The organism is Phyllobacterium sophorae (assembly GCF_003010965.1).
Classification (GTDB): Bacteria; Pseudomonadota; Alphaproteobacteria; order Rhizobiales; family Rhizobiaceae; genus Phyllobacterium; species Phyllobacterium sophorae.
Window position 1 is genome coordinate 71,640 of the sequence record NZ_PGGM01000001.1, and the last position, 24,453, is coordinate 96,092.

A 24,453-nucleotide genomic window follows, 5' to 3' on the forward strand; every position below is an offset into this window, starting at 1 on the left:
CCCGTCATTCTATTTCTTCATCTGTTCCTTCAGGGCCAAGAGTTTGGCGAAGGGCGAGTCCATGTCGATCTTAACCGGACGTTCTTCACGCTCCGGACGCTTTGCGTGGGGCTGCGGCTTGCCCGAAGGCTTACCGCCTTCCTGCTTGAAGCGCTCATTGCCTCCGGGCTTACCTTTGCCGCGGAAATGATCCTTGCGATCGCCGCGTTCATTCTGCTGGTTTGTATTCCGCTCCGGCCGAGCCTGGCGTTGTTCGCTCGGGCTATTACGGACCTGGCCTCCATTCGGCTGATTGCGCTTCTCCTGGTTGCCGCGATTGGCGCGGCCTTCAAAACGCGCCTGACGCCACAGAAATATGGGCTTTGGCGCCTCTTCTGGCGCAACGTTGGCAGGTTCGTCACCCGGTTCGCTGGCTTCGTTTGCCGGATCAGCCCTGACCTGTGGTTCTTCTGCAACCGATTGCACCGCTTCGACAGCTTCTGGTACAGAAGGCATTTCCGAGTTTGACTCGCTGACTTCCTGCGCGGCGGCAGGCGCTGACGCTGCATCAAGTTCAAGGACCTTCGCAGCGACGGTTGCAGCATCGACCGCTTCCTGACGATAGCCGAGGTTCTTCAGGATTTCTTCCATATCATCGGCAGTCGCGCCGAGAATCGACATCATTGCCGGCGTGACGACGAAGCGCGTGCCATCATAGGCACCATCCGGCCGTGTACTTGCACCAGGTTTCCACGCAAGCGCAGGCCGGATGAGATCGGCAAGGCGTTCAAGAATATCGATACGCACCGCACGCCGTCCAAGAAGCCTGTAGCCTGCCAAGCGGTAGAAGGCGGGATCGAAGCTCGGATCGGTCACGACGGACGTACGTCCGGCAGACAGGACCTGAACGACATCGCCATACCCTGGGCGATCTTTCGCGTCTTCCTTGAGCGCCCACAAAAGCGATAACAGGCCCGCTGGTGCGGGTTTCAGCAATGCCGGCAGGAATATGTGATAAGCGCCGAAGCGGACGCCAAGACGCCGGAGAGCCGCGCGGGAATCCTGATCGAGGCCCCGGACGTCTTCGGCAACGTCACGGCGCTGAAGGACGCCAAAATTCTCGACCAACTGGAACGCCAACCCCTTGGTGATACCCACAAGTGCGTCGGCATTGGCAAGATCCACAAGCGGCTTCAGCACGGTTTCGATGTGGTGTGCCAGAAAACGGTCTACCCGCGCCGCAACCTTGTCGCGAGCGGGGCCGGTGAGTTGCTCGTCGGCCAACAGCACCGCACGCGGCTTCAGCGCCTGTTCACCGGAAACGACCGAAGCAACAGGAGCGCCTATCCAGCGCAAGGTTCCATCGGAGCCCAGAGCGAAATCGCCGTTTGCCGCAGCGTCAAACCGCGCCGCACGACTTTCAAACTCTACGCCCAGGGCCTTCTGCGCGGCCGCCTTGACGGCTTTCGCATCTGTTCCATCGACTTGAGCATCCGTGGTGAAACGGAACCCGTCCAAATGTCCAACATGGTGCCCTTCGACAACTACGTCCCCGGCAGGGCTAATTTCGGCTTCTAGCATTGTATTCTCTCTCAGGCGCCTCATAAGCACGCTTGTCCTGCGGTCTACGAAGCGTTTCGTCAACCGTTCATGCAGTGCATCTGATAATCTGTCCTCAATTTCACGCGTCTTTTCTTGCCAATGTGCCTGATCTGCCAGCCATCCGGGCCGGTGAGACACAAAAGTCCAGGTTCTGATCTGGGCAATTCGCCGCGAAAGCGCGTCGATGTCGCCGTCGGTGGAATCGGCCCGGCGAACCTCTTCGGCCATATAAGTTTCGTTAACATGCCCGGACTCAGCGAGATCAGTATAGATCGACGCAATGATATCCGCGTGCTGCGCCGGCGCGATCTTGCGGTAATCGGGCAGCGCGCAGGCGTCCCAAAGCAGCGCAACGCGCTCCGGCGTGTTAGCAAGTGGTGCAACATCCGCGTCGCGTGAAAGGAATTCCAGCGCTTGCTGGTCAACCGCGGGAAGCGCCCTCGTCAAACCTTCGACCGGCGCGGCGGTATCGATCGACCGCTTCAGTGCGTCGAGGCTGGAATAATCGAAGCGGGCGGTGCGCCACTGCAGGATTTTTACGGAATCAAACGCATGCGACTCGACGCGCTGGACCAGTTCTTCGGAGAAACCCGCTACCTGACCGGTGACACCAAAAGTGCCATCGCGCAAATGACGGCCGGCGCGGCCGGCGATCTGACCGATTTCTGCTGGCGACAGACCACGGAACTGATAGCCATCGAACTTCCGGTCTTGGGCAAAGGCCACATGATCGACATCGAGATTGAGGCCCATGCCGATCGCATCGGTCGCGACCAAATAATCCACATCGCCCGATTGATATAGGTCGACCTGCGCGTTGCGCGTGCGCGGACTGAGCGCGCCCATGACAACCGCTGCACCGCCGTTCTGCCGCCGGATAAGTTCGGCAATCGCATAAACTTCCTCCGCAGCAAATGCGACGACGGCTGTACGCGGTGGCAGCCGGGTGATCTTTTTCGATCCGGCATAGGTGAGATTTGAGAGCCTGGGGCGCGTGATCATCGAAATTCCGGGCAGGAGCTTTTCGAGAATGGCGCGCATCGTGGCGGCACCCAGCAACAAAGTTTCCTGGCGCCCGCGAAGATGCAAAATACGATCGGTGAAGATGTGACCACGTTCCAGATCGTTGGCAAGCTGCACTTCATCGATAGCGACGAAATCCATGCTGGTCTGGCGCGGCATGGCTTCTACGGTGCAGACCGCATAGCGGGCACCTGGCGGGTTGATCTTTTCCTCACCTGTAATCAGTGCGACATTCTTCACCCCTACCCGCTCAGCCACGCGGTTATAAACCTCGCGTGCCAGAAGCCGCAGTGGCAGGCCGATCATCCCCGTCTGGTGCGCCAGCATCCGTTCGATGGCGAGATGCGTTTTTCCCGTATTGGTCGGCCCCAAGACGGCTGTGACATCGCGGCCTGTCAGGATAAGCGGAATTTCGGGAGTGGGCATAAGGTTCATCAATTACATTCCAGTACCGGCGCGACGGCCTGACCAAATGAGCAGGCGAGCCGGGCATGCAGTCCAAGTAGCATTTTCAGCATCCGACAGAAAGTATGCGGGGCTGTCGAGATAAACAATCATGAACCGATTCACGGAGTGTTCCATTAGGAAATAGAACGCGAGCAGAACGAATCAGCTACGAATCAGCTTTAGGATGAGATTCCTGATTTGTTCACGGCCATATATAGATTTTTGTCTGGAGGGGCGCACTAAATGCTGAATCCGGAGTTCTCATATCGAGTGATCCTCTTGCATTGAATTAACCTTTACGCATTTTGGCCACCGCACCTCATCACACCGCTAGAAAATTTAAAAGAGTAATGAATACTTGTGGTTAGGACTACATCAATTCCTTCATCCCTTCCTTTCCGATGAAATTTCACCAGGCCGGAACGAATCGCTGATGGAATCAATGCTCCAACTTATTCATGTTTTGTTCACTGTTCAATTTTTATTGACGCGAACAGGACAAAGCATCCCGGGCGCGGCTTTCGATAGGACAAGATTCATTCGGGCATGTTTCCAAGATCATGGGAAACGTTCCTTAAAAAAACGCCGCGCATAGAAGACGCGCGGCGTTTCCGGCATTTCTCGTCAATTAGCTTGAGTATTGCCCACCATTGGCCGAAAGCGTCGAACCGGTGATAAAGCCTGCATCGTCGGAAGCGAGGAACACAACGCAGCGCGCCACTTCCTCCGGCTCGCCGAGGCGGCCGACCGGAATCTGCGGGATAATGCGTTCATTAAGCACTTTCTCGTCGATCGCCCTCACCATCTCGGTCCCGATATAGCCGGGACAGATGGCATTCACCGTAATTCCGGCACGCGCGCCTTCTTGCGCCAGCGCCTTGGTGAACCCGATATCACCGGCCTTTGCCGCCGAGTAGTTAACCTGTCCAGCCTGCCCCTTCTGCCCGTTGATGGAAGAGATATTGATTACCCGCCCGAATTTGCGGTCGCGCATACCGGTCCAGACTGGATGGGTCATGTTGAAGAGGCTGGTCAAATTGGTATTGATCACTTCGCTCCATTGACCAGGGGTCATCTTGTGGAACATTGCATCCCGTGTGATACCGGCATTATTTACGAGCACGCCTACCGGACCGAGGTCGGCTTCGATTTTAGCAATCCCTGCAGCGCATTCCTCGTAGTTTGACACGTCCCATTTATAGGTCGCGATCCCCGTTTCCTTGCTGAATTTCTTCGCTGCATCGTCATTGCCGGCATAATTTGCCGCGACCTTGTAACCAGCCGCTTTCAAAGCCACGCATATGGCAGCGCCGATACCGCGTGTCCCACCTGTCACGATTGCCGTTTTTGTCATTGTGCCCTCCCTTAAACGGATTCTCTCAAACGAAATGTACTTATAAAAACAATCGAAATTTGGGGTGCTGCTGGCCCAAATAGTATTGAGCCAGCGGAACTGCGATCAGTCCTTGATCCGCTCCACACAAAGAGCGACACCCATGCCGCCGCCGATGCAAAGCGTTGCGAGGCCCTTTGTCCCGTTACGGCGCTTCAATTCGAACAGCAGCGTATTGAGAACGCGGGCACCCGAGGCGCCGATGGGGTGACCGATAGCTATTGCGCCACCATTGACATTGACGATGTCCGGATTGAAGCCCAGATCCTTGTTCACAGCGCAAGCTTGCGCAGCGAACGCTTCGTTTGCCTCCACCAAATCGAGATCTTCGGCTTTCCATCCGGCTTTCTCCAGCGCCTTGCGCGACGCCGGTATAGGCCCGGTGCCCATGATCGACGGATCGACACCTGCAGTGGCCCAGGAAACGATCCGCGCCAAAGGCTTTATTCCCCGGCGCTTGGCTTCTTCCTCGCTCATCAGCACGACGGCGGCTGCACCATCGTTCAGCCCTGACGCATTGCCAGCGGTCACGGTGCCATCCTTGTCAAAGGCCGGCCTGAGCTTTGCCAGCGAATCCAGTGTCGCTCCATGACGGATATATTCGTCATCGGCAACGACGACATCGCCCTTGCGTGTTTTGATGGTAACCGGAACAATCTCATCCTTGAATTTCCCGGCCTTTTGCGCTGCCTCGGCCTTGTTCTGGGAACGGAGGGCAAAGTTGTCCTGCTCCTCGCGCGTCAATTGCCACTTGCGTGCAATATTCTCGGCGGTAATTCCCATATGGTAGCCGTGGAATGCATCGGTCAGACCGTCCTTGATCATCGTATCGATCATCTTGAAATCGCCCATCTTCACGCCACTGCGCAAATGCGAACAATGCGGCGCCATCGACATGGATTCCTGACCGCCGGCGACGATGATATCCGCGTCGCCCGTAGCGATCTGCTGCATGCCAAGCGCTACGGCACGCAGGCCCGAACCGCAAAGCTGGTTCAGGCCCCAAGCCGTTGCTTCCTGCGGAATGCCCGCCGCCATGGCCGCTTGACGTGCCGGATTCTGGCCCTCGCCCGCGCCCAGGACCTGCCCCATGATCACTTCGTCGACGTCTGCACCATCGACACCCGCACGGCTCAGCACCTCCTTGATAACCGCAGCTCCCAACTCATGTGCCGGAACATTCGCAAATGCACCGTTAAACGATCCAACTGGAGTGCGGGCCGCACTGGCGATGACGATCGATTGGGTCATGGACGTCTCCTCAAATTTGTTATGCTGAATTCCTACAGCACCTTCCCGGACAGAATTCCCTCCTAACAACCGTTTGACAAGGGCCATTTCAGTCTAAGTCGAAATTATCACTTGCTGCATTGCAGCAAAGGTCTCGATGCATTGCGTTGGATGCGCTGCACAAATCACTTTGAATTGCAGCGCTTTGCCCCTATCCTCCAATGTCTATCCGTAAGCCGTCACGCAAGTTCGGTAATGGACACGAGGTTGGGGAGTTGAGCAATGGCAGGAAAAACCGGCGACGTCGTCATCAAGAAATATGCCAACCGGCGTCTCTACAATACCGGTACAAGCACCTACGTGACGCTCGAAGATTTGGCCGAGATGGTGAAGCGGAATGAGGATTTCACCGTACAGGATGCGAAAACCGGCGAGGATATCACCCATTCAGTCCTCACTCAGATCATCTTCGAACTCGAGAACAAGGAAGGGCAGAACATGCTGCCCATTCCGTTCCTGCGGCAATTGATTGCCTATTATGGCGACCAGATGCAGGTGGTTCTTCCAACGTTCCTCGAGCAATCCATGTCTGCCTTTGCCAAGGAGCAGGAACGCATGCGCGAGCAATTGACTGCAGCCTTTGGCAAGGCGCCAATGGACATGATGAATGTCAGCGCCCCGATCAAGCTGGTCGAGGAACAGGTTCGCCGCAATACCGAAATGCTGCAGCATGCGATGCGCATGTTCACGCCTTTCCCCCTTGGCAAGACGGCCGGTACGGCAGAGCCTGCGGACGCGGACACTCCAGAGAAAGCCACGAAAGATACCGGACTCGACGAGCTGAAGGAGCAGATCGCCGCCATGCAGCGCAAGCTCGACTCCCTCGACAAATAAGAGCTCCGGCCCGAACCGGGCTTGTCCGGCTCCCAATGGGAGCCGCTGCTATTCAATGAAACACCCTCGCAACGAGAACACTATGGCCCAGATTACACTTTCCAAAGCCAACACGATCATCAAGGCTGCCCTGGCAAAGGGTAGTGAACTTGGAATGCGCCCCTTATCCGTCACGGTTCTTGATGCCGGCGGTCACCTGAAAGCGTTTCAAAAGCAGGACGGCGCATCCATGCTCCGGTTTGAAATCGCTTTTGGCAAAGCCTTCGGTGCACTGTCCATTGGCGCTGGGTCGCGCACGGTGGAAAAATTTGCCAAGGAGCGCCCGCATTTCGTGGAAGGTCTCGTTGCTGCATCCGGAGGGCATGTCATTCCGGTGGCTGGCGGTGTTCTTATCAAGAACACCAAGGGCGAGATTCTCGGTGCCGTCGGCATTACTGGCGATTCATCAGACAATGATGAAATAGCCGCTGTCGCAGGTATTGAAGCCGCGGGCTTCGTTGCCGACGGGGGTCAAAGCTAAAACTTGCTCCAGCAGGATCTTGATGATCCAGAGGTAACGGGAGGCAAGATGACGGGATCGGCCAAGGCGACAGTCTTCATCGACAATGAACGCGTTATTGTCACCGAGTATCGTTTCGCGGTCGGAGAGAACACCGGCTGGCACCGCCATGAACATGATTATGTTGTCGTTCCATTGATGGACGGGCGCGTGAAACTATTGACAAAAGACGGCGAAACCTTCGCCGACATGAAGAAGGGCGTGCCCTATTTCCGCTCGGAAGGTGTTGAGCATGATGTCATCAACGCCAATGAAGGAGAATATGCGTTCATCGAAATAGAGCTGAAATAGACGAACCGCCGACGGTTTCAGCGAAAATTCACGTCCCGGCCGGCAGAACGCAGGGAAACTGCAAAGCCCGCCAAAATATCGAAGAATGCCATTGCCAACAGAATGAAGAACAGCGAGTGCGAAGCACTGGGTACTAGCAGGAATTCCACAAGGAATGCGACGAAGACAAATATCGACAACAAATGATCGATAACCGATGTATTGCTGGTACGCGTTGATTTCATGATCTCGAAGAACAGCAGAGCCAGCTACAGAACCAGCATCAAGTCGCCCAAGGTCATGCGCCAGATACCGCCGGAAAACATATGCATCGAATAAAGTTCCGTCGCCCAAGGATCCGCGCCACCGCCCCCCACCAATCCAGCGACAACCAGATTGAAGACAACAAGCGGCACTACCATCAATGGAATATTTGAAATCACAATATCTTCTCCCAGGCAAAACCGCCGAACGCACAAACAAAAAGACCGGCACAAATGCCGGTCTTCTCTAGCATGAATTCGAAAAAGGGCTCAGCCTTCTTTAGGCGTCAGAACCTGACGACCACGATACATGCCGGTCTTCAGATCGACGTGATGCGGACGGCGCAGTTCGCCTGAATTCTTGTCTTCGACGTAGGTCGGGGCCTTCAGCGCGTCGGCAGAACGGCGCATGCCGCGCTTCGACGGAGAAGTTTTTCGTTTAGGTACAGCCATTGTTCCAGCTCCAGTAATCAGTCAAAATCCGGCACTGGCCCGATTGAGCCTGTCACAATGGACAAAATTCCGGAAAGTTCGGCTGGGGCTATACACGGCTTGAGAGCTTTTGACCAGCATGAGTCACATATTTTTTGTCATAAAAGCTTCGAACCGCCGATTCTTCGCCGCTTCGTTACTAGTTTACACATCCGACATAGGCACCGGCGCCACGCGCGCGACGTTCGTTAAGCCTGGCGAGCGTCTGCATCCCGCGTCCTGGTCTCGCCGGATTGCGCACGATGGGGTTAGGTAGTGTCACTGCAAGGTAAGCGGCCTGGCGCGGCGAAAGCTTTGCCGCGCTGACATTGAAATGGTGCTGGGCGGCGGCTTCGACGCCGTAGATGCCCGGGCCCCATTCAGCAATATTCAGATAGATCTCCATCAGGCGCTGTTTAGGAAGGATAAGGTCAGTCATGATGGCAAGCGGCACCTCCAATCCTTTTCGAATAAAGGAACGGCTGGTCCAGAGGAACAGATTCTTGGCCGTTTGCATTGTGATCGTCGACGCACCACGTGTCTGCTCGCCGTCGATCGCGTCAGTAACGACCGAATTGAGCGCATCCCAATCAACACCCGAATGGAAGCAGAACTTCGCATCCTCGGACATCATTACTGAATTGATGAGTGTTGGAGATATTTGGTCCAGCGACACCCATCGGCGGTCGTATCCAGAGAACGTCACAAGATCTTTCATCATCAACGTGGAAACCGGGTGAATAAACGGCAAACGATAGAGGCTTAGCAGGATGATGGGCAGCATGATAAAGATGATTCCGGCCAGGACGAGATAACGCGTGAAGCGGCCCAAAGGCGATCGCCCGGGATTAACCAGATACCCTCTGCCCCGCTTATTTTTCACCAGAACCCGCGTCACACATCCCGTCCGCTCTAAAAAACTCCCGTTGGACATAGAGCAAAGAGCCGCAGAAGGGAATTCATTCTGCGATTTTCTGCGCGATTCACACAGGGTGCGCTTCAAAATGGCAATCAAGGCAACACACGCCCATTGACCAGAGGCCCGTTTTTCGGTCATTGCCTGATCATGATGACAGATCAAGGTTTCTCATTGTTCCAGATCACCTTGCAGCAGCGCGCAGCTTCGGTCGAAACGTTGCTGTCCGAATTGCTGTCGGATCAACCGCACAGCGGCGAAATCAGCCGCCCGGCTCGGTTGATGGCAGCCATGCGGCATGGCGTGTTGAATGGCGGTAAACGCTTGCGTCCATTTCTGGTGATGGAAAGCGCCGCCCTGTTCGGCGCTGATAATTTTACTGCTTTGCGGATTGCCGCCGCCCTTGAGTGTGTCCACAGCTACTCGCTCGTTCATGACGATCTGCCCGCAATGGACGATGATGACCTGCGGCGCGGCCAGCCAACCGTTCACCGTAAATTCGACGAAGCTGCGGCCATACTTGCTGGCGACAGCCTGCTGACCTACGCCTTCGAATTAATCGCTAGTGACGAGACCGAGCTTGATGCGCAGTGCCGCGTGACGCTGATAACAGCACTTGCCCGCGCTTCGGGGATCGGTGGCATGACTGGAGGTCAGGCGCTTGACCTTGAAGCTGAGAAAATCAAACCGGACGAAGCAGGCATTATCCGCCTTCAGGCGATGAAGACCGGCGCATTGATCCGCTTTGCCTGTGAGGCAGGCGCCATCATCGGTCGTGCCGGCACCAAGGATCGCGACCGTTTGGCAGAGTATGGCTCGGCCATTGGCCTCGCCTTTCAGCTGGCTGATGATCTTCTCGACGTTACCGCCGAGGCAAGGGATATGGGCAAAGCGACAGGCAAGGACGCTGCTGCGGGCAAAGCCACGCTCGTGTCGTTGCATGGCGTCGAGTGGGCCAAACTGCAATTGGCGGGTCTTGTTGAGCAGGCTGAGGAAGTTCTGGCGCCGTTTGGCGAAAAGGCAGCCCTGCTCAAGGATGCGGCGCGCTTTATCGCCGATCGGCGTAACTAAGCGAAAGAGACTATTCCGCTGCGTGCGTGTCCGCCCCCCGGCCAAAGCGGTTCTCGATATAATCGGCGACCATCTTCTGGAATTCCTGGGCGATACCGGCGCCGCGCAATGTCGCAACCTTCTTGCCGTCGACAAATACCGGTGCCGAAGGCGTTTCACCGGTTCCCGGCAATGAAATTCCGATATCGGCCATCTTAGATTCTCCGGGCCCATTAACGATGCAGCCCATGACAGCCACATTCAAAGCCTCGACGCCCGGATATTTTTCACGCCAGATAGGCATATTGGTGCGTATATCACTCTGGATCGACTGAGCCAGCTCCTGAAACACCGTCGATGTCGTACGTCCGCAGCCGGGGCACGCAGCGACGATCGGTATGAATTGACGGAAACCCATGGTCTGCAGCAATTCCTGCGCCACCTGCACTTCGCGTGTGCGATCACCGCCCGGTTCCGGCGTCAACGAAATGCGGATTGTGTCGCCGATGCCTTGTTGCAACAAAATGCCCATTGCGGCCGACGAGGCGACGATCCCCTTTGAACCCATTCCCGCTTCGGTCAATCCCAAGTGCAGCGCATGGTCGCAACGCCGCGCAAGCTCGGCATAGACTGCGATCAGGTCCTGAACCTGGCTGACCTTGGCTGACAGAATGATCTTCGACCGCGGCAAGCCAATTTCTTCGGCGAGCTGTGACGAGATAAGCGCCGACTGGACAATCGCCTCGCGTGTCACCTGCTCTGCCGTCAGCGGTGCGCCTGCCGCATGGTTCTGGTCCATCAAGGCTGTCAGTAGTTCCTGATCGAGCGAGCCCCAGTTCACCCCAATGCGCACGGGCTTGTCGTAGCGGATCGCCATTTCGATGATCGCACCGAATTGCGCATCCTTCTTGTCCTTGAAACCGACATTGCCCGGGTTGATGCGATACTTGGCCAGCGCCTCGGCGCAAGCCGGATGATCGGCCAGGAGCTTGTGACCGATATAGTGAAAATCGCCGACGAGCGGAACGGAAAGGCCCAGTCGATCGAGCCGCTCGCGTATCCTCGGTACTGCCGCCGCCGATTCATCGCGGTCGACGGTGATGCGCACGATCTGCGAGCCGGCCCTGGAGAGAGCAGCCACCTGCGCTACTGTACCGTCCACATCGGCTGTATCCGTATTGGTCATCGACTGCACGACGACAGGAGCGCCTCCACCAACCATGATACCACCTACGTCGACTCCAACCGAGGGCCGCCGGGCAAAGGGTTGCGAAAAGTATTCAGACATCATGAAGCTCCAGATATGCTTTTCACGTGGCGCAGCAATCGCTGTTTGTCAACTCCATGCGACGTTGTAACAGCATGCCTCGCGTACAACGCAGACCTTGCATGACAAAGTGTTCATACGCCAAGCCTAGCAATTTTGTTGCGATGCAATATATTCCGGGAGCCCTCAACGGGCCCGGTTGATCAAAACCAAAGGAAATTTTGTCATGGCCAAGAAGACCGCAGTCGTCACAGGTTCTAATTCCGGCATTGGCCTGGGCTCTGCCCACGCCCTCGCTGCGGCAGGGTATAATGTGGTGATCAATTCATTCACCGACCGGCCCGAAGACCATGCGCTTGCAGCTGAAATAGCCGAAAAGCACGGCGTTGGCGTCGCCTATGTAAAGGCAGATATGTCGAATGGTGGCGAGTGCCGGGTCCTGATTGACAAGGCAGCCGAAGCCTTTGGCAGCGTCGATGTGCTGGTGAACAATGCCGGGATCCAGTTCGTTGCGCCCGTGGACGAGTTCCCGACGGAAAAATGGGACGCGATCATTGCGATCAATCTAACATCCGCTTTCCATACAACAGCCGCCGCCCTCCCCTACATGAAGAAAGCTGGCTGGGGCCGTATCATCAATATTGCATCGGCGCACGGCCTCCGGGCATCGCCATTCAAATCCGCCTATGTCGCTGCCAAACATGGCGTTCTCGGTCTCACCAAGACCGTCGCCCTGGAGGTCGCGGAAAAGCAAATCACTTGCAACGCCATATGCCCCGGCTATGTTCTGACACCCCTCGTAGAAGCACAGATACCGGATCAGATGAAAGCACACGGCATGGATCGTGAAACGGTTATCCGCGAAGTCATGCTCGACAAACAAGCAACGAAGGAATTCGCGACGATTGACCAGATCGGCGCAACGGTGGTGTTCCTCGCAAGTGAAGCCGCTGCCCAGATTACCGGAACATCCATATCTGTAGATGGCGGCTGGACGGCAGCATAATGAGTAACAAACCCAAGCCGATCAATATCGCGCTACAGGGAGGCGGCTCGCACGGCGCCTTCACCTGGGGCGTTCTTGATCGCATTCTGGAGGATGGCCGACTAACGATCGAGGGCATATCGGGGACGAGTGCCGGCGCGATGAATGCCGTGGCGGTAGCTGACGGCTGGTCACACAATGGGGCTGAGGGTGCTCGGGCAAAACTGCATGAATTCTGGCGTGCGGTTGGGCGAACGGGACAATTCAGTCCTGTCCAGCGCACGCCATGGGACAGGTTCTTTGGCAACTGGTCCGTCGAGAACGGTTTTGGATATAACCTGTTCGAGCAGTTTTCCCGGGTGTTCTCGCCTTATGAGTTCAATCCCTTCAATCTCAATCCGCTGCGGGACGTTGTTGAAAAAGAAATAGATTTCGCGCGGGTAAGATCCTGCTCGAAACTCAAACTGTTTATTTCTGCGACAAATGTGGAAACCGGGCGTCTCCGGGTGTTTTCACAATCGGAGCTTAATGCAGATGTCGTCATGGCTTCTGCCTGCCTTCCCTATATCTTTCAGGCAGTAGAGATCGATGGCGAGCCGTATTGGGATGGCGGCTACGGTGGAAATCCTGCCCTGTATCCGTTCTTCTATTCGAGCGAGATTGAAGACGTCTTGCTGATACAGATCAACCCGATCGAGCGGAAAGGCACCCCCAAGACGGCGCGAGAGATCTCAGATCGCATCGACGAAATCACCTTTAATGCCGCTCTCTTGCGCGAATTGCGCTCGATCGCCTTCGTCAATTCGCTTATCGAAGCAGGCAGGCTCCAGCACGGCGAGTATCGCAACATCCGCATGCACCGCATCGATGCTGACGAAGCCCTTGCAGGGCTTTCGGCATCGTCCAAGATCAATGCGGAATGGGCGTTTCTCGAATACCTGCGCGATCTCGGCCGCGCTGCCGCCGAAGATTGGCTTGAGGAACATTTCGATGCGGTTGGCGAACACGCCACGCTCGACCTGTCCGGCGAGCTGGCGCCTGAGATGAATGTCGGTATCCGATCGAAAAAACCAGGCAAACGGGTGACCGATTTCCTCATGCAGCGCAAGAAGCCTGCCATCGCAGCGCGGCGGGCCTAAGGCTGCTCTCTATCGGCAGTGGAAGCCAGATTGGCCATCAGGAAAACGACGATCAACAATGCGGCAAGCACCATGTAGACAGGACCGAACCCGGTCCTGCCGCCGACAAAGCCGATAGCCGACGGCGCCACCAATATTCCCGAATAGCCCATCAGCGTAACCATGCTGAGCGCCACTCCTGACGACGTTCCCTTCTGATTGCCTGCAGCCGAAAAGGCAATGGGGACCATATTGGCAATGCCAAGGCCTGAAAAAGCGAACGCAAGTATTGCTATCCACGAGGTCGGTGCGAGGCTCGCGACAAGCATGCCAGCAGCACCGATCAGCGCAGAGTACCGCAGTGTGTTCACCGCGCCGAAACGATTGCGCACGCCGTCGCCCAGGAATCGCATGACGGACATCGTGCCGGAAAACGCGGCAAAGGCAAAGCCAGCCGTCGCGATATCCGCACCACGTTCCTGCTGCAGATACAGCGCAGCCCAATCCAGCACCGAACCCTCCGGCACCATGGAAAACAGCGCCATAAGACCGATAAGGTAAATCAGCGGATTGGTTGGGAAGACCAGCTTCTGCTTTTCATGCAGGACCGGGGTTTCTTCAGTAATCATGTAGCGGAAAGCGGCAAGCCCGATCACAATGGCGATGAGCGTAACGACGACGGCATGTGTAAGATAACCGTGCGCCTCGATTAATAACCCGCCTAGCCCGCCGCCCGCAAATCCGCCAAGACTCCAGAAACCGTGCGACGACGACATGACCGCGCGGGACAGTTTCTTTTCCACCTCGACCGCATTGGCGTTCATCGCCACATCCATGCCGCCGATCACTGCACCGAAGAGAAACAGCGCTGGTGCCGCCGTGATTACGTTGGGCGCGAGGGCCACCAGCAAAAGCGAAAAGGAGCAAAAGATCGCGAAGCTTTTGACAACAGCGCGCGATCCAAAACGGCCAATGAGATAGCCGCACCAAGGCATTGAAGCCAGAGCACCGACACCGAAGATAAGAATGAGCAAGCCGAGCGTGAACTCACTGATCCCCAGGCGCATCATGAACACCGGTATTTGCGGCGCCCAGCTACCCACGAGAAAGCCGTTGAAGAAGAACGCGCTAGCAACCGCCCATCGGCCATAGACAGCTTTCCTGATGTAGACAGAGGCATCCATTAGTTCATCACCATGTTGAAAGTTGGCACTGGGTAGACATTCAGCTCACCTTTGAGCAAGGGTAGATCACGCAGGCTGGTCGTCCGCGACGATCACCTCGACGCCCTCCCCGCTTATTCGCTCCAGGATAGAGCGATCTGCTGTCCTATCGGTTACAAGGGTAGATATGAGTGATATCGGACCTATGGAAAAAGGACCTTGTTTGAGAAGTTTTTCGCTCGTTGCCAGGAGAATGATCTCATTGCTTGCCTGACCAAACGCAAGCTTCATGCGGGCATCATCATAGTTTTCTGCGCGCAACATCAACCCCTCGTCGACGGCGCAGGCACCAAGAACACAGTAGTCGACACGCATCGACTGGGCCTCGGCCAGCGTCGATTGCCCGATTGTACTACGCGTCAGCCGGTTCAAGCTTCCGCCTAGAAGGATGACCTCGCAGCAGGGGTGGTCAAGTGCCGCCGAGGCGATATCAGGGCAACCGGTGATGATGCATGTTTGAAGGTCTGCCGGGAGTGCGCGAACGAACTCCAGCACTGTCGTGCTCGAGTCGAGAAGCATCGTTGCATGCGCTGGGATTCGCGCCGCAGCAGCTGCGGCAATTGCCCTTTTACCGGCGGTCTCATCACGCGCTCGCTGCTGAAAACTTCGAGGACCCGATCTGCTTCTGGCAGCGCCGCCGTGGAAACGTTGAACAAGCCCCTGCTCGGACAGTTCCCGAAGATCCCGGCGTATAGAGTCTTCCGAAACGCCAAATTCGGATGCAACTGCGCTTGCCAATACCCGGCCGGATTCATTGATCCTCTTGAGGATCATGCCCTTTCTTTCGTCCGGCGACAAATCTTTCAGCATTTCAACGTAGCTCCAGCCCATAGACCGCATCGTAACAAGAAGTGCCGATATCGGCAAGAACAAATGCGCATATATGCATGAATCAGAAGGTCAGAATTTTCGACCTGGATGACAGTCCTCAGAATTGCAAAAGCCCCCGGAGATTCGGGGGCTTTGCCAAAGGACGAGTTTGCGGGTGACGAACTGCCGTAAGTCTATTCGTAGACGATTAGCAGATCCTTTGCGTCGATCTGGTCACCTGCGCGGACAAGCACTTCGGCGATTGTGCCGTCACGTTCTGCGCGCAGCGCGGTCTCCATTTTCATCGCTTCGATAGAGAGCAGCACGTCACCTGCATTGACCTTCTGGCCGGTAGACATGCCTAACGTCGAGACAATACCCGGCATTGGCGCACCAACATGCTTCTCATTGCCAAGCTCCGCCTTGCGCCTCACGCCAGCACCACTTCCGGCGCGGGTGCGGTCGGGAACCTTCACACGGCGCGGCTGCCCGTTCATCTCGAAAAACACCGTGCACATGCCCTTTTCATCGGCCTCGCCTACAGCTTGGTTGCGCACGACCAGGGTCTTGCCGCGTTCGATATCGAGGAAAACCTCTTCCTCCTGCGCCAGACCATAGAAATAGACATGGGTTGGAAGAACGCTTGTCGGCCCGTAGGTGCCGTTAGTAACGGCAAAGTCGCTGAACACCTTCGGATACATCAGATACGACGCGAACTCCTGGTCGGTGATCTTGCGTTCCAGCTTTGCCTCAATCTCTTTGCGTTCAGCGTCGAGATCAGCGGGCTGCAGCAAGGCACCGGGCCGTTCTGTAAAGGGCTCCTCGTCTTTCAGAACCTTCTTCTGGATATCTTTCGGCCACCCCCTCGGCGGTTGACCAAGATCGCCGCGCATCATCGACACGACCGAATCCGGAAAGGCTATATCCTTATCCGGATTCTTCACGTCCTCGACGGAAAGATCCTGGCTCACCATCATCAGCGCCATATCGCCGACAACCTTGGAGGAGGGCGTCACCTTGACGATATCGCCGAACATCTGGTTGACGTCGGCATAGGCCTGCGCAACTTCGTGCCAGCGGGTTTCGAGGCCAAGCGAGCGGGCCTGTTCCTTGAGATTGGTGAACTGGCCGCCTGGCATTTCATGCAAATAAACTTCGGACGCAGGTCCCTTCAGGTCGCTTTCGAACGCTGCATACTGCGTGCGTACCGCTTCCCAATAAAAGGAAATGCGGCGGATCCATTCAGGATCAAGGCGCGGATCACGCTCCGTGCCCTTCAGTGCCTCGACGATCGAACCAAGGCATGGCTGCGACGTATTACCGGACAGTGCATCCATGGCAGCGTCAACGGCGTCGACACCCGCATCCACCGCGGCAAGCACAGTAGCGGCGGAGATGCCGGACGTATCATGCGTGTGAAAATGCAGTGGAAGGTCCGTCGCCTCGCGCAACGCCTTGAACAATACCTTGGCTGCGCCGGGCTTCAACAGGCCCGCCATATCTTTGATGGCAATGATGTGCGCGCCGGCTTTTTCGACTTGCTGGGCAAGGTCGACATAGTATTTCAGATCATATTTCGGCCGCGCAGAATTCAGGATGTCTCCGGTATAGCAGATCGCGGCTTCGCATAGCTTGTTCTCTTCGACAACGGCATCCATGGTGACGCGCATATTTTCAACCCAGTTAAGGCTGTCGAACACGCGAAACAGGTCGATGCCTCCCCGTGCCGCTTGTCTTACGAAATATTTGACCACATTGTCAGGATAGCTCTTGTAACCCACACCGTTGGCACCGCGCAGCAGCATCTGCAGTAGAATATTCGGCGCCTGCTCGCGGACGTCCGCGAGCCGTTCCCACGGGTCTTCCGTAAGGAACCTCATCGCTACGTCGAACGTCGCACCGCCCCAGCATTCCAATGAAAACAGCTGCGGCAATGCGCGGGCGTAGGTGCCAGCGACGCGAGCGATATCATATGTCCGCATCCGTGTAGCCAGAAGTGATTGATGCCCATCACGCATGGTCGTATCGGTGACCAGTACACGTTTCTCATTGCGCATCCACTCTGCAAACTTATTCGGACCAAGCTGGTCGAGGAGTTGCTTGGTACCGTCCGGGATGGGCGTTTCGATGAATGGGACACGCGGCAGTGCCGCCTCCTTGGGCGGCGTCGCGCGGCCCTTGGTTTCGGGATGGCCGTTGACGGTCACATCAGCGAGGTACGTAAGGAGCTTCGTGGCGCGATCCTGCCGCTTCACCTGCGCGAACAATTCCGGCGTCGTATCAATGAATTTGGTTGTGTAGGAATTGTCTAGGAACTTCGGGTGCGTGATGATTGCCTCGAGGAAGGTCAGGTTCGTGGCAACACCGCGGATACGGAACTCGCGCAAGGCGCGGTGCATCCGGTGGATTGTCTCGTCCGCCGTCGGTGACCATGCGGTGATCTTCTCCAGCAGGGGATCGTAGAAGCGTGTGATGACCGCCCCGGAATAGGCAGTGCCACCATCCAGCCGGATACCGAAGCCGGTTGCGCCGCGATAGGCGGTGATGCGGCCATAATCCGGAATGAAATTCTGTTCGGGATCTTCCGTCGTGATACGGCACTGCAGTGCATGGCCGTTCAACTTGATATCCCGCTGCGCGGGAACCCCCGATACCGGTGTGCCAATTTTTGCACCTTCGAGGATGCGTATCTGTGCTTTGACGATGTCGATGCCTGTTACTTCTTCGGTAACCGTATGTTCGACCTGGATACGGGGATTGACCTCGATGAAATAAAATTCACCAGTGTCGGCATCCATCAGAAATTCGATTGTTCCGGCACCGATATAGTTCGTCGCCTTGGCAATTTTCAGGCCGTAATCGGAGATCTCTTTGCGTTGTGCTTCATTGAGATAGGGTGCGGGTGCGCGTTCCACTACTTTCTGGTTGCGTCTCTGAATCGAGCAATCGCGCTCGAACAAGTGCACTGCATTGCCATGCGTATCGCCCAGTATCTGCACCTCGACGTGCCGTGCGCGCTGCACCAGTTTTTCGAGATAGACTTCATCTTTGCCGAACGCAGCCTTGGCTTCGCGCTTGCCTTCCGTCACTTCGCGGGCGATGTCCTCCGGCGAGAAGATTGCGCGCATGCCGCGGCCGCCACCGCCCCATGAGGCCTTCAGCATGATAGGATAGCCGATCTTCTCGGCCATTGCCTTGACCGCGTCCAAGTCGTCGGGAAGCGGCTCTGTGGCAGGAACCACCGGAACACCGATCTCGATCGCCAGATTGCGAGCGGCTACCTTGTTGCCAAGCCGGCGCATAGTCTCAGGCTTGGGGCCGATGAAGATGATCCCCGCCTCGGCGCAAGCCTCGGCGAATTCCGGGCTTTCCGACAGAAGGCCGTAGCCCGGATGAATGGCGTCCGCGCCAGAAAGTCTGGCGACACGAATGATTTCCTCGATCGACAGGTAGCTCTCGATTGGGCCCATATCCTTGGCCAAATGCGGACCGCGCCCAACCTGGTAGGATTCGTCAGCTTTAAAGCGGTGCAGCGCCAACTTGTCCTCTTCCGCCCATATCGCCACGGTTTTCATACCAAGCTCATTGGCGGCCCGGAAAACCCGGATAGCGATTTCCGATCGATTTGCGACAAGGATTTTCCTGATAGGCAAGGCGAGAACTCCAGAATATGAGCAATACAGTATGAGTTTGGCGCGGTTATCTGGCTACAGATTGCTGCAGTGCAAACAGCGCATAATGATCACAAGATAGTGAAATGTCCAATAGCAAAATGCCCGGCACGAAGCCGGGCACTCACTGGTTGTATCAAGCAGAAAGCTTATTGCTGGAAGTAGCTGTACTTGCCGTCTTCGCCCTTTTTCCATTCGTACATGACGTAGCCTGGGAGCTTCGGATCGCCCTTTTCGTCAAAGGCAATGTCGCCAAGAACGGTCTTGAACGGGCCTTTTTCTTTCATGGTCTTGGCAACGGTTTCTGGATCATTCGATCCAGCGGCCTTTGCTGCATCGGCAATGACCTGAGCGGCTGCATAGGCGTAGAGCGTGTAGGCTTCCGGCTCAAAGCCCTGTGCACGGAACTTCTCAACGAGTTCCTTGTTTGCGGGATTCTTGCTCGGGTCTGGACCAAAAGTGTTGAGTGTACCTGCAACTGCATCGCCGGCGATCGAAGCAAGCTCGTTCGAAACGATACCGTCACCGGAGATGAAAGTAACCTTCAGGCCCTGATCAGCAAGCTGACGGATGATCAGACCAGCTTCGGTGTGCAGGCCACCCCAATAGAGAACGGTCACGCCGGCTTCCTTTGCCTTGGCGATCAGTGCAGAGAAGTCCTTGTCGCCGACGTTAACGCCTTCGTACATGGCTTCCTTGATGCCCTTGGCATTCAGGGTCTTCTTGGTCTCGTCAGCGAGTCCCTGGCCATACGGCGTCTTGTCGTGAACGACCGCAATCTTGGCGTCCTTGAACTTCTCGGCAATGTATGTCCCGGCCACCACACCCTGCTGGTCATCGCGACCGCAAGTACGGAAAGTGTTCCACAACCCGCGTTCGGTGAAGACGGGGTTTGTTGCGGCAGGAGTGATTTCGAGAATGCCGTTTTCCGCATAGACTTCCGATGCCGGAATTGACACGCCAGAGTTGAAGTGGCCGATAACGAATTTTACGCCGTCAGCAACGAACTTGTTAGCAACGGAAATGCCCTGCTTCGGATCGGAAACGTCGTCACCAAGCGAAAGCTTGACCTGCTCGCCATTGATACCACCGGCAGCATTGATTTCGGCGATAGCGGCCTCTGCGCCCTTCTGCAGCTGAGCGCCGAAGGCGGCGTTCGGGCCAGTGAGCGGACCACCGACACCAATCAAGAGATCAGCATAGGCGTGACCACTCAAAGCGAGCATCGCAGCAAGTGCAACGCCCGAAAACAGTGACTTCTTCATTTGAAAACTCCCATTTTCTAGGTACTTACCAAACCCCTCGCGATGACCCTTTTCATCGCTTGAAGTGCACATTTGCCGATTTCCCGGCGGTTGTCACGCTGATTCATTTCGCACCAGCGAGATTGATTAGGCCCTCGTTCTTTCTTTCCAGGAGAAAGGCGAAACTTTTTCATAGAGCCAATGATATTGCCGCACCATTTGCTTGGTACGGGTGTAGCGGTAACCGAGAGTACCGATAATGATCAACACAATCGTATCGACGATATAGTAATGAAGTGTCAGCATTGTACCGCCAAACAAAGCGAAATGAATGAAGCGAACGGCGATACCGAGCAATAGCATGTAGAACACGAGAATCGCGATTGGTCGCCAAGTCTTGGCACACGCACGCCCGGTCATCCACGCCGCCCACCCGCCCATGACGCAAGTGACCAGCAGGAACAGCCAGATCGAGGGTTCTTCGTACAATATACCTTGCATGGCCAAGTTCTCCCTGAGGGTTTTTCCTGATTGCGGAAACGCGCCCCTTATTCTTGTTAGTGACGACCACCTTCGAGATAGGCCGCACGTACTTCTGGATTGGCAAGAAGATCGGCGCTGGAACCGCTCATTTTGACGATCCCGTTGACCATCACATAGCCGCGATCAGCCAGTTTCAACGCGCCGAAGGCATTCTGCTCGACAAGGAACACCGTCAATCCAGTATGCTTGTTCAGTTCCTTGATGGCCTCGAAAATGTGCTTGATGATCAATGGTGCAAGACCGAGCGAAGGCTCGTCGAGCAGCAACAATCGCGGGCGGGCCATCAGCGCACGGCCAATGGCCAGCATTTGTTGTTCGCCGCCCGATAATGTGCCGCCGCGCTGATTGATGCGTTCTTTCAACCGCGGGAACAGATCGAACACCATACGCGAATCTTCATCAAAGAATTGAAGATTATCGAGACTTGCACCCATCTGCAGGTTTTCCTGCACGGTCATGCGCGGAAAGATGCGGCGGCCCTCCGGCGATTGGGCAATACGCAAACGCGCGATTTCATGCGTCGGCAATTTTGTGATGTCTTTCCCGTCGAAGACAATTCGGCCGGTCCGAGCGCGCGGCATACCGAAGATCGTCATCATCAGCGTAGACTTGCCAGCGCCATTGGCGCCAATCAGCGTAACGATCTCGCCGGGATTCGCGTGCACGGTAACACCGCTCAGTGCGCGAATGTTGCCGTAATAGGTTTCTACATTCTCGATGCTGAGAAGGGCTTGTGGTTCCGCCATTACTTGGCCCCTCCGGTCTTCTTAGGCGCCGGTTTCGCCTGACTCTCTTTTGCCAGTTTCTTCGCTTGGCCAATCCAGTCTTCGCGGGCGATGCGTCCGTCAAAGTCAAGGTAGGCTTCAGCCGCGATCACATCCGCTTTTTTCCATGCAGCAATCTGGTCGAAGTGGAAAATGCCATGTTCGTTGAGCTTGCGCTCGTTGACCGGACCTATACCCTTGATCAGGATGAGCCGGTCTGCCTTGCCGCCGCGCGGTTCAGTCAGCGCGTTCGCTGTAGCCCCGGCTTTGATTGCCCCAGCCTTCGCAGCTGCTTCTGTTGCGGTTGATACTGTCGTCGCGGACGTCTTCTTGACAGCAGGCGTTTTGGCACGCCTCGCCTTGGCCGCGGATGTTGCGGGGATCAACTCAACTGGCCCGGCATCCGGGTGGGTTTCCACGATTTCCTGCAGCGCCTCTGTCGATAGCAGGTCAACGGCCGCGGTGATATCGTCAACGCCGGCGGCTTCAGCCTGCTCGATGAGTTCAACAACTTCCTCATCTTCAACGCCGAGATAGGCTGCGATCACCTTAGGATCGTTCTTGACCATATCCGGTGTGCCATCGGAAATCTTCGTGCCATACTCAAGAACGACGACATGGTCGGAGATTTCCATGACCACGGACATGTCATGTTCGATAAGCAGAATGGATGTACCGGTTTCTGCGCGGATATCGAGCAAGAGCTTATTCAATTCTGCCGATTCACGTGCGTTCAAACCTGCGGCCGGCTCATCGAGGCAAAGCAGTTCAGGTTCCGTGCACATCGCACGGGCAATCTCGAGGCGGCGCTGCGCGCCATAGGGAAGATCGCCGGCAGCGTCGTCTGCCCTATCGACGAGATTGATCTTCTCCAGCCAAAAGCGAGCTTTCTCGATCGCGTCTGCGGCCGCTTTTTTGTAAGTTGGAAAGCCAAGCAGTCCAAGAACAGTAAAGCCGGAGGAAAGCATTAGAGGATTATGCTGGGCGACGAGTAGGTTTTCCAAAACAGTAAGGCCCGAAAACAGCCGGATATTCTGGAACGTGCGCGCAACCTTCGCCTTCTTCGTGATGACGAAATCGGCCATCCGCTCCAGAAGATATTCCTCTCCATTCTGACGGGTCAGTGTCAGCATGCCTTCAGTCGGCTTGTAGAAGCCGGTGATGCAGTTGAAGACCGTGGTCTTGCCTGCACCATTCGGGCCGATAAGTGCGGTGATCGCTCCCCGCTTGGCCTCGAAGTTCAAGTCATTGATGGCGATAAGACCACCGAATTTCATGGAGAGGCGTTCAACGCGCAATATTGCGCTTGTATTCTTCTGCACTTCCGAATCCATCAGCCGTGCCCTTCTTTCGTAAACTCACCTGACACCGACTTGCGTTTATGCAGGAAGGCGCTCGGCTCCCGGCTGCCGACAAAGCCTCGCGGCTTCCACACCATGACCACGATCATAGCGAGGCCAAATAATAACATGCGGTAGAGTTCTGGCGTAAAATCATTGCCAAAGATGCGCTTCAGGAACTCCAGTTCTCGCAAGAGTTCGGTGCCCCCGATCATGACGGCTGCGGCGATGGCGATACCTACCAGTGATCCCATGCCACCCAGAACTACCATCGCCAGAATGATTGCCGATTCGAGGAAGACAAAGGATTCGGGGCTGACGAAGCCCTGTCGTGCTGCAAAGAACGATCCGGCAAAACCTCCGAACATGGCACCCGTGGCAAAGGCCGTCAGCTTGGTTGTTGTCGTGTTGATACCGAGCGAACGGCAGGCGATCTCGTCTTCGCGCAAAGCCTCCCAGGCACGGCCGATCGGCATGCGCCTCAGACGAATCGTGACCCACGCGGTCAGGAGCGCGAGAAGTAGAATCAGGTAGTAAAGGAAAATCTTGTAATAGACGCCGGAATTTGGCAGGCCGAGCAGCGCCGCAAAACCGGTGGGCCCCGGGGTAAATGGAATGCCAAACAACGTTGCCTTGGCAATACCGGAGATACCGAATGTACCCTTGGTTACGACGGTCCAGTTGATCAGGATCAGGCGAATGATTTCACCGAATGCCAGTGTCACGATGGCCAGATAGTCCCCCCTCAGACGCAGGACGGGAAATCCGAGGATGACCCCCCAGGTCGCGGCAAAAATACCCGCCATAGGCAAGAGCAGCCAGAACGAAAAGCCAAAATGAGTGGAGAGCAGGGCGTAGGAATAGGCGCCCACCGCATAAAAGGCGACATACCCGAGATCCAGCAGCCCAGCAAGGCCCACGACGATGTTCAATCCCCAGGCAAGCATCACGTAAATGAGGATCTGGATACCGAAATTATCGACATATTTGAGCGATCCCTGCAACCCGCCCATGATCGAGCCATTAGAGATGGTGAGGATCAGGATCACCAGGAATGGGTAGGTAAACAGCAGCCCGAGACCGATCTTGGGAAAGCTCTTACGGAAAGCTGACGGCTCTTTCGCTTCGACGACGCGCTTGGTCTTCTTGCGCTCCTCGCGCCACGGCGCGGTATACGTGATGGCGAAGCGGGCAAATGCGGCAACAAGCACGAATATCGTCAGAAGTCCCCAGCGCTGTGTGAGGATAAGTTCGTTGCGGATGTTCTGGTCCGTGCGGAAACCGACCACCAGGCAAAACAAGCCCAGCGCAAGTGCACCCGCAACAAGCCCTTCCTTCAGGGCTTTCGCGAACACGGAATCCCGTTCTGTTGATTGAATATCGGCCATGCG

At 56.0% G+C, this 24,453-nt stretch carries 20 protein-coding genes and 1 pseudogene; 6 read left to right on the top strand and 15 right to left on the bottom strand.

Going from position 1 to position 24,453, the window contains the following annotated elements; genetic code table 11:
* Nucleotides 1-9 precede the first annotated feature (9 nt).
* From CU103_RS00400 to CU103_RS00410, 3 genes are all read right to left on the bottom strand, one after another.
* The gene (locus CU103_RS00400) at nucleotides 10-3,039 is read right to left on the bottom strand and encodes a helicase-related protein (protein WP_106661960.1); all 3,030 of its coding nucleotides are present in this window, start codon (nucleotides 3,037-3,039) and stop codon (nucleotides 10-12) included.
* Nucleotides 3,040-3,679: 640 nt separating this feature from the next.
* Nucleotides 3,680-4,405 carry a beta-ketoacyl-ACP reductase gene (gene phbB / locus CU103_RS00405; protein ID WP_106661961.1) on the bottom strand — a complete coding sequence of 242 codons (726 nt, stop codon included), beginning with the start codon at nucleotides 4,403-4,405 and terminating at the stop codon, nucleotides 3,680-3,682.
* Between the two features lie 105 nt (nucleotides 4,406-4,510).
* Nucleotides 4,511-5,695: an acetyl-CoA C-acetyltransferase gene (locus CU103_RS00410; protein WP_106661962.1), complete on the bottom strand. Its 1,185-nt coding sequence runs from the start codon at nucleotides 5,693-5,695 to the stop codon at nucleotides 4,511-4,513.
* A 261-nt stretch (nucleotides 5,696-5,956) separates the two neighbouring features.
* Here CU103_RS00410 and phaR point away from each other — a divergent pair, with 261 nt between their 5' ends.
* The 3 genes from phaR to CU103_RS00425 all read left to right on the top strand — a co-directional run bounded on the left by phaR (nucleotide 5,957) and on the right by CU103_RS00425 (nucleotide 7,418).
* Nucleotides 5,957-6,568, top strand: coding sequence for a polyhydroxyalkanoate synthesis repressor PhaR (gene phaR, locus CU103_RS00415; RefSeq protein ID WP_106661963.1), 612 nt, complete (start codon nucleotides 5,957-5,959; stop codon nucleotides 6,566-6,568).
* 82 nt (nucleotides 6,569-6,650) lie between these two features.
* Nucleotides 6,651-7,088, top strand: coding sequence for a GlcG/HbpS family heme-binding protein (locus CU103_RS00420; RefSeq protein WP_106661964.1), 438 nt, complete (start codon nucleotides 6,651-6,653; stop codon nucleotides 7,086-7,088).
* Nucleotides 7,089-7,136: 48 nt separating this feature from the next.
* The gene (locus CU103_RS00425) at nucleotides 7,137-7,418 is read left to right on the top strand and encodes a cupin domain-containing protein (RefSeq protein ID WP_106662578.1); all 282 of its coding nucleotides are present in this window, start codon (nucleotides 7,137-7,139) and stop codon (nucleotides 7,416-7,418) included.
* Between the two features lie 17 nt (nucleotides 7,419-7,435).
* Here the strand turns inward: CU103_RS00425 and CU103_RS00430 are convergent.
* The 3 genes and pseudogenes from CU103_RS00430 to mtgA all read right to left on the bottom strand — a co-directional run bounded on the left by CU103_RS00430 (nucleotide 7,436) and on the right by mtgA (nucleotide 9,065).
* Nucleotides 7,436-7,840: pseudogene (locus CU103_RS00430) on the bottom strand (hypothetical protein).
* A 90-nt stretch (nucleotides 7,841-7,930) separates the two neighbouring features.
* The gene (gene rpmF / locus CU103_RS00435) at nucleotides 7,931-8,113 is read right to left on the bottom strand and encodes a 50S ribosomal protein L32 (protein ID WP_008121851.1); all 183 of its coding nucleotides are present in this window, start codon (nucleotides 8,111-8,113) and stop codon (nucleotides 7,931-7,933) included.
* A 178-nt stretch (nucleotides 8,114-8,291) separates the two neighbouring features.
* Nucleotides 8,292-9,065 (bottom strand): monofunctional biosynthetic peptidoglycan transglycosylase, encoded by a 774-nt coding sequence (gene mtgA, locus CU103_RS00440; RefSeq protein ID WP_106661965.1) that lies wholly within the window; start codon nucleotides 9,063-9,065, stop codon nucleotides 8,292-8,294.
* A gap of 135 nt (nucleotides 9,066-9,200) precedes the next feature.
* Here mtgA and CU103_RS00445 point away from each other — a divergent pair, with 135 nt between their 5' ends.
* Nucleotides 9,201-10,118: a polyprenyl synthetase family protein gene (locus tag CU103_RS00445; RefSeq protein WP_106662579.1), complete on the top strand. Its 918-nt coding sequence runs from the start codon at nucleotides 9,201-9,203 to the stop codon at nucleotides 10,116-10,118.
* 10 nt (nucleotides 10,119-10,128) lie between these two features.
* Here CU103_RS00445 and ispG read toward each other — a convergent pair whose 3' ends face one another.
* Nucleotides 10,129-11,385 carry a flavodoxin-dependent (E)-4-hydroxy-3-methylbut-2-enyl-diphosphate synthase gene (gene ispG / locus CU103_RS00450; RefSeq protein WP_162707261.1) on the bottom strand — a complete coding sequence of 419 codons (1,257 nt, stop codon included), beginning with the start codon at nucleotides 11,383-11,385 and terminating at the stop codon, nucleotides 10,129-10,131.
* Between the two features lie 205 nt (nucleotides 11,386-11,590).
* On the opposite strand from ispG, the gene CU103_RS00455 reads away from it, so the two are divergent.
* A complete protein-coding gene (locus CU103_RS00455) occupies nucleotides 11,591-12,370 on the top strand; it encodes a 3-hydroxybutyrate dehydrogenase (protein WP_106661967.1) in 780 nt (259 codons plus the stop codon).
* Nucleotides 12,370-13,488, top strand: a complete 1,119-nt coding sequence (locus CU103_RS00460) for a patatin-like phospholipase family protein (protein WP_106661968.1) — start codon at nucleotides 12,370-12,372, stop codon at nucleotides 13,486-13,488. Before CU103_RS00455 ends, CU103_RS00460 begins: the two co-directional genes overlap by 1 nt.
* Here CU103_RS00460 and CU103_RS00465 read toward each other — a convergent pair.
* The 8 genes from CU103_RS00465 to livM form a co-directional block, all read right to left on the bottom strand.
* Complete coding sequence (locus CU103_RS00465; RefSeq protein WP_106661969.1) at nucleotides 13,485-14,651, bottom strand: MFS transporter; 1,167 nt, start codon at nucleotides 14,649-14,651, stop codon at nucleotides 13,485-13,487. The two genes, CU103_RS00460 and CU103_RS00465, sit on opposite strands and share 4 nt — an antisense overlap.
* A gap of 66 nt (nucleotides 14,652-14,717) precedes the next feature.
* Nucleotides 14,718-15,500 (bottom strand): DeoR/GlpR family DNA-binding transcription regulator, encoded by a 783-nt coding sequence (locus CU103_RS00470; protein WP_162707255.1) that lies wholly within the window; start codon nucleotides 15,498-15,500, stop codon nucleotides 14,718-14,720.
* A gap of 194 nt (nucleotides 15,501-15,694) precedes the next feature.
* Nucleotides 15,695-19,153, bottom strand: a complete 3,459-nt coding sequence (pyc, locus tag CU103_RS00475; protein ID WP_106661971.1) for a pyruvate carboxylase — start codon at nucleotides 19,151-19,153, stop codon at nucleotides 15,695-15,697.
* Between the two features lie 167 nt (nucleotides 19,154-19,320).
* Complete coding sequence (locus CU103_RS00480; protein ID WP_106661972.1) at nucleotides 19,321-20,436, bottom strand: branched-chain amino acid ABC transporter substrate-binding protein; 1,116 nt, start codon at nucleotides 20,434-20,436, stop codon at nucleotides 19,321-19,323.
* Nucleotides 20,437-20,562: 126 nt separating this feature from the next.
* Entirely contained in the window at nucleotides 20,563-20,916 is a 354-nt protein-coding gene (locus CU103_RS00485) for a DUF6867 family protein (protein WP_106661973.1), read from the bottom strand.
* 56 nt (nucleotides 20,917-20,972) lie between these two features.
* Nucleotides 20,973-21,704, bottom strand: coding sequence for an ABC transporter ATP-binding protein (locus CU103_RS00490; protein ID WP_106661974.1), 732 nt, complete (start codon nucleotides 21,702-21,704; stop codon nucleotides 20,973-20,975).
* Nucleotides 21,704-23,056 (bottom strand): ATP-binding cassette domain-containing protein, encoded by a 1,353-nt coding sequence (locus CU103_RS00495; RefSeq protein WP_106661975.1) that lies wholly within the window; start codon nucleotides 23,054-23,056, stop codon nucleotides 21,704-21,706. Before CU103_RS00495 ends, CU103_RS00490 begins: the two co-directional genes overlap by 1 nt.
* Nucleotides 23,056-24,450 carry a high-affinity branched-chain amino acid ABC transporter permease LivM gene (gene livM, locus CU103_RS00500; protein ID WP_106661976.1) on the bottom strand — a complete coding sequence of 465 codons (1,395 nt, stop codon included), beginning with the start codon at nucleotides 24,448-24,450 and terminating at the stop codon, nucleotides 23,056-23,058. The genes CU103_RS00495 and livM overlap by 1 nt, the downstream gene beginning before the upstream one ends.
* Nucleotides 24,451-24,453 lie beyond the last annotated feature (3 nt).

Bases quoted from the DNA above. Each gene is read 5' to 3' on its own strand.
- CU103_RS00400 (WP_106661960.1), bottom strand. From the start codon at position 3,039: ATGAACCTTATGCCCACTCCCGAAATTCCGCTTATCCTGACAGGCCGC.
- phbB (WP_106661961.1), bottom strand. From the start codon at position 4,405: ATGACAAAAACGGCAATCGTGACAGGTGGGACACGCGGTATCGGCGCT.
- CU103_RS00410 (WP_106661962.1), bottom strand. From the start codon at position 5,695: ATGACCCAATCGATCGTCATCGCCAGTGCGGCCCGCACTCCAGTTGGA.
- phaR (WP_106661963.1), top strand. From the start codon at position 5,957: ATGGCAGGAAAAACCGGCGACGTCGTCATCAAGAAATATGCCAACCGG.
- CU103_RS00420 (WP_106661964.1), top strand. From the start codon at position 6,651: ATGGCCCAGATTACACTTTCCAAAGCCAACACGATCATCAAGGCTGCC.
- CU103_RS00425 (WP_106662578.1), top strand. From the start codon at position 7,137: ATGACGGGATCGGCCAAGGCGACAGTCTTCATCGACAATGAACGCGTT.
- rpmF (WP_008121851.1), bottom strand. From the start codon at position 8,113: ATGGCTGTACCTAAACGAAAAACTTCTCCGTCGAAGCGCGGCATGCGC.
- mtgA (WP_106661965.1), bottom strand. From the start codon at position 9,065: ATGTCCAACGGGAGTTTTTTAGAGCGGACGGGATGTGTGACGCGGGTT.
- CU103_RS00445 (WP_106662579.1), top strand. From the start codon at position 9,201: ATGACAGATCAAGGTTTCTCATTGTTCCAGATCACCTTGCAGCAGCGC.
- ispG (WP_162707261.1), bottom strand. From the start codon at position 11,385: ATGTCTGAATACTTTTCGCAACCCTTTGCCCGGCGGCCCTCGGTTGGA.
- CU103_RS00455 (WP_106661967.1), top strand. From the start codon at position 11,591: ATGGCCAAGAAGACCGCAGTCGTCACAGGTTCTAATTCCGGCATTGGC.
- CU103_RS00460 (WP_106661968.1), top strand. From the start codon at position 12,370: ATGAGTAACAAACCCAAGCCGATCAATATCGCGCTACAGGGAGGCGGC.
- CU103_RS00465 (WP_106661969.1), bottom strand. From the start codon at position 14,651: ATGGATGCCTCTGTCTACATCAGGAAAGCTGTCTATGGCCGATGGGCG.
- CU103_RS00470 (WP_162707255.1), bottom strand. From the start codon at position 15,500: ATGCTGAAAGATTTGTCGCCGGACGAAAGAAAGGGCATGATCCTCAAG.
- CU103_RS00480 (WP_106661972.1), bottom strand. From the start codon at position 20,436: ATGAAGAAGTCACTGTTTTCGGGCGTTGCACTTGCTGCGATGCTCGCT.
- CU103_RS00485 (WP_106661973.1), bottom strand. From the start codon at position 20,916: ATGCAAGGTATATTGTACGAAGAACCCTCGATCTGGCTGTTCCTGCTG.
- CU103_RS00490 (WP_106661974.1), bottom strand. From the start codon at position 21,704: ATGGCGGAACCACAAGCCCTTCTCAGCATCGAGAATGTAGAAACCTAT.
- CU103_RS00495 (WP_106661975.1), bottom strand. From the start codon at position 23,056: ATGGATTCGGAAGTGCAGAAGAATACAAGCGCAATATTGCGCGTTGAA.
- livM (WP_106661976.1), bottom strand. From the start codon at position 24,450: ATGGCCGATATTCAATCAACAGAACGGGATTCCGTGTTCGCGAAAGCC.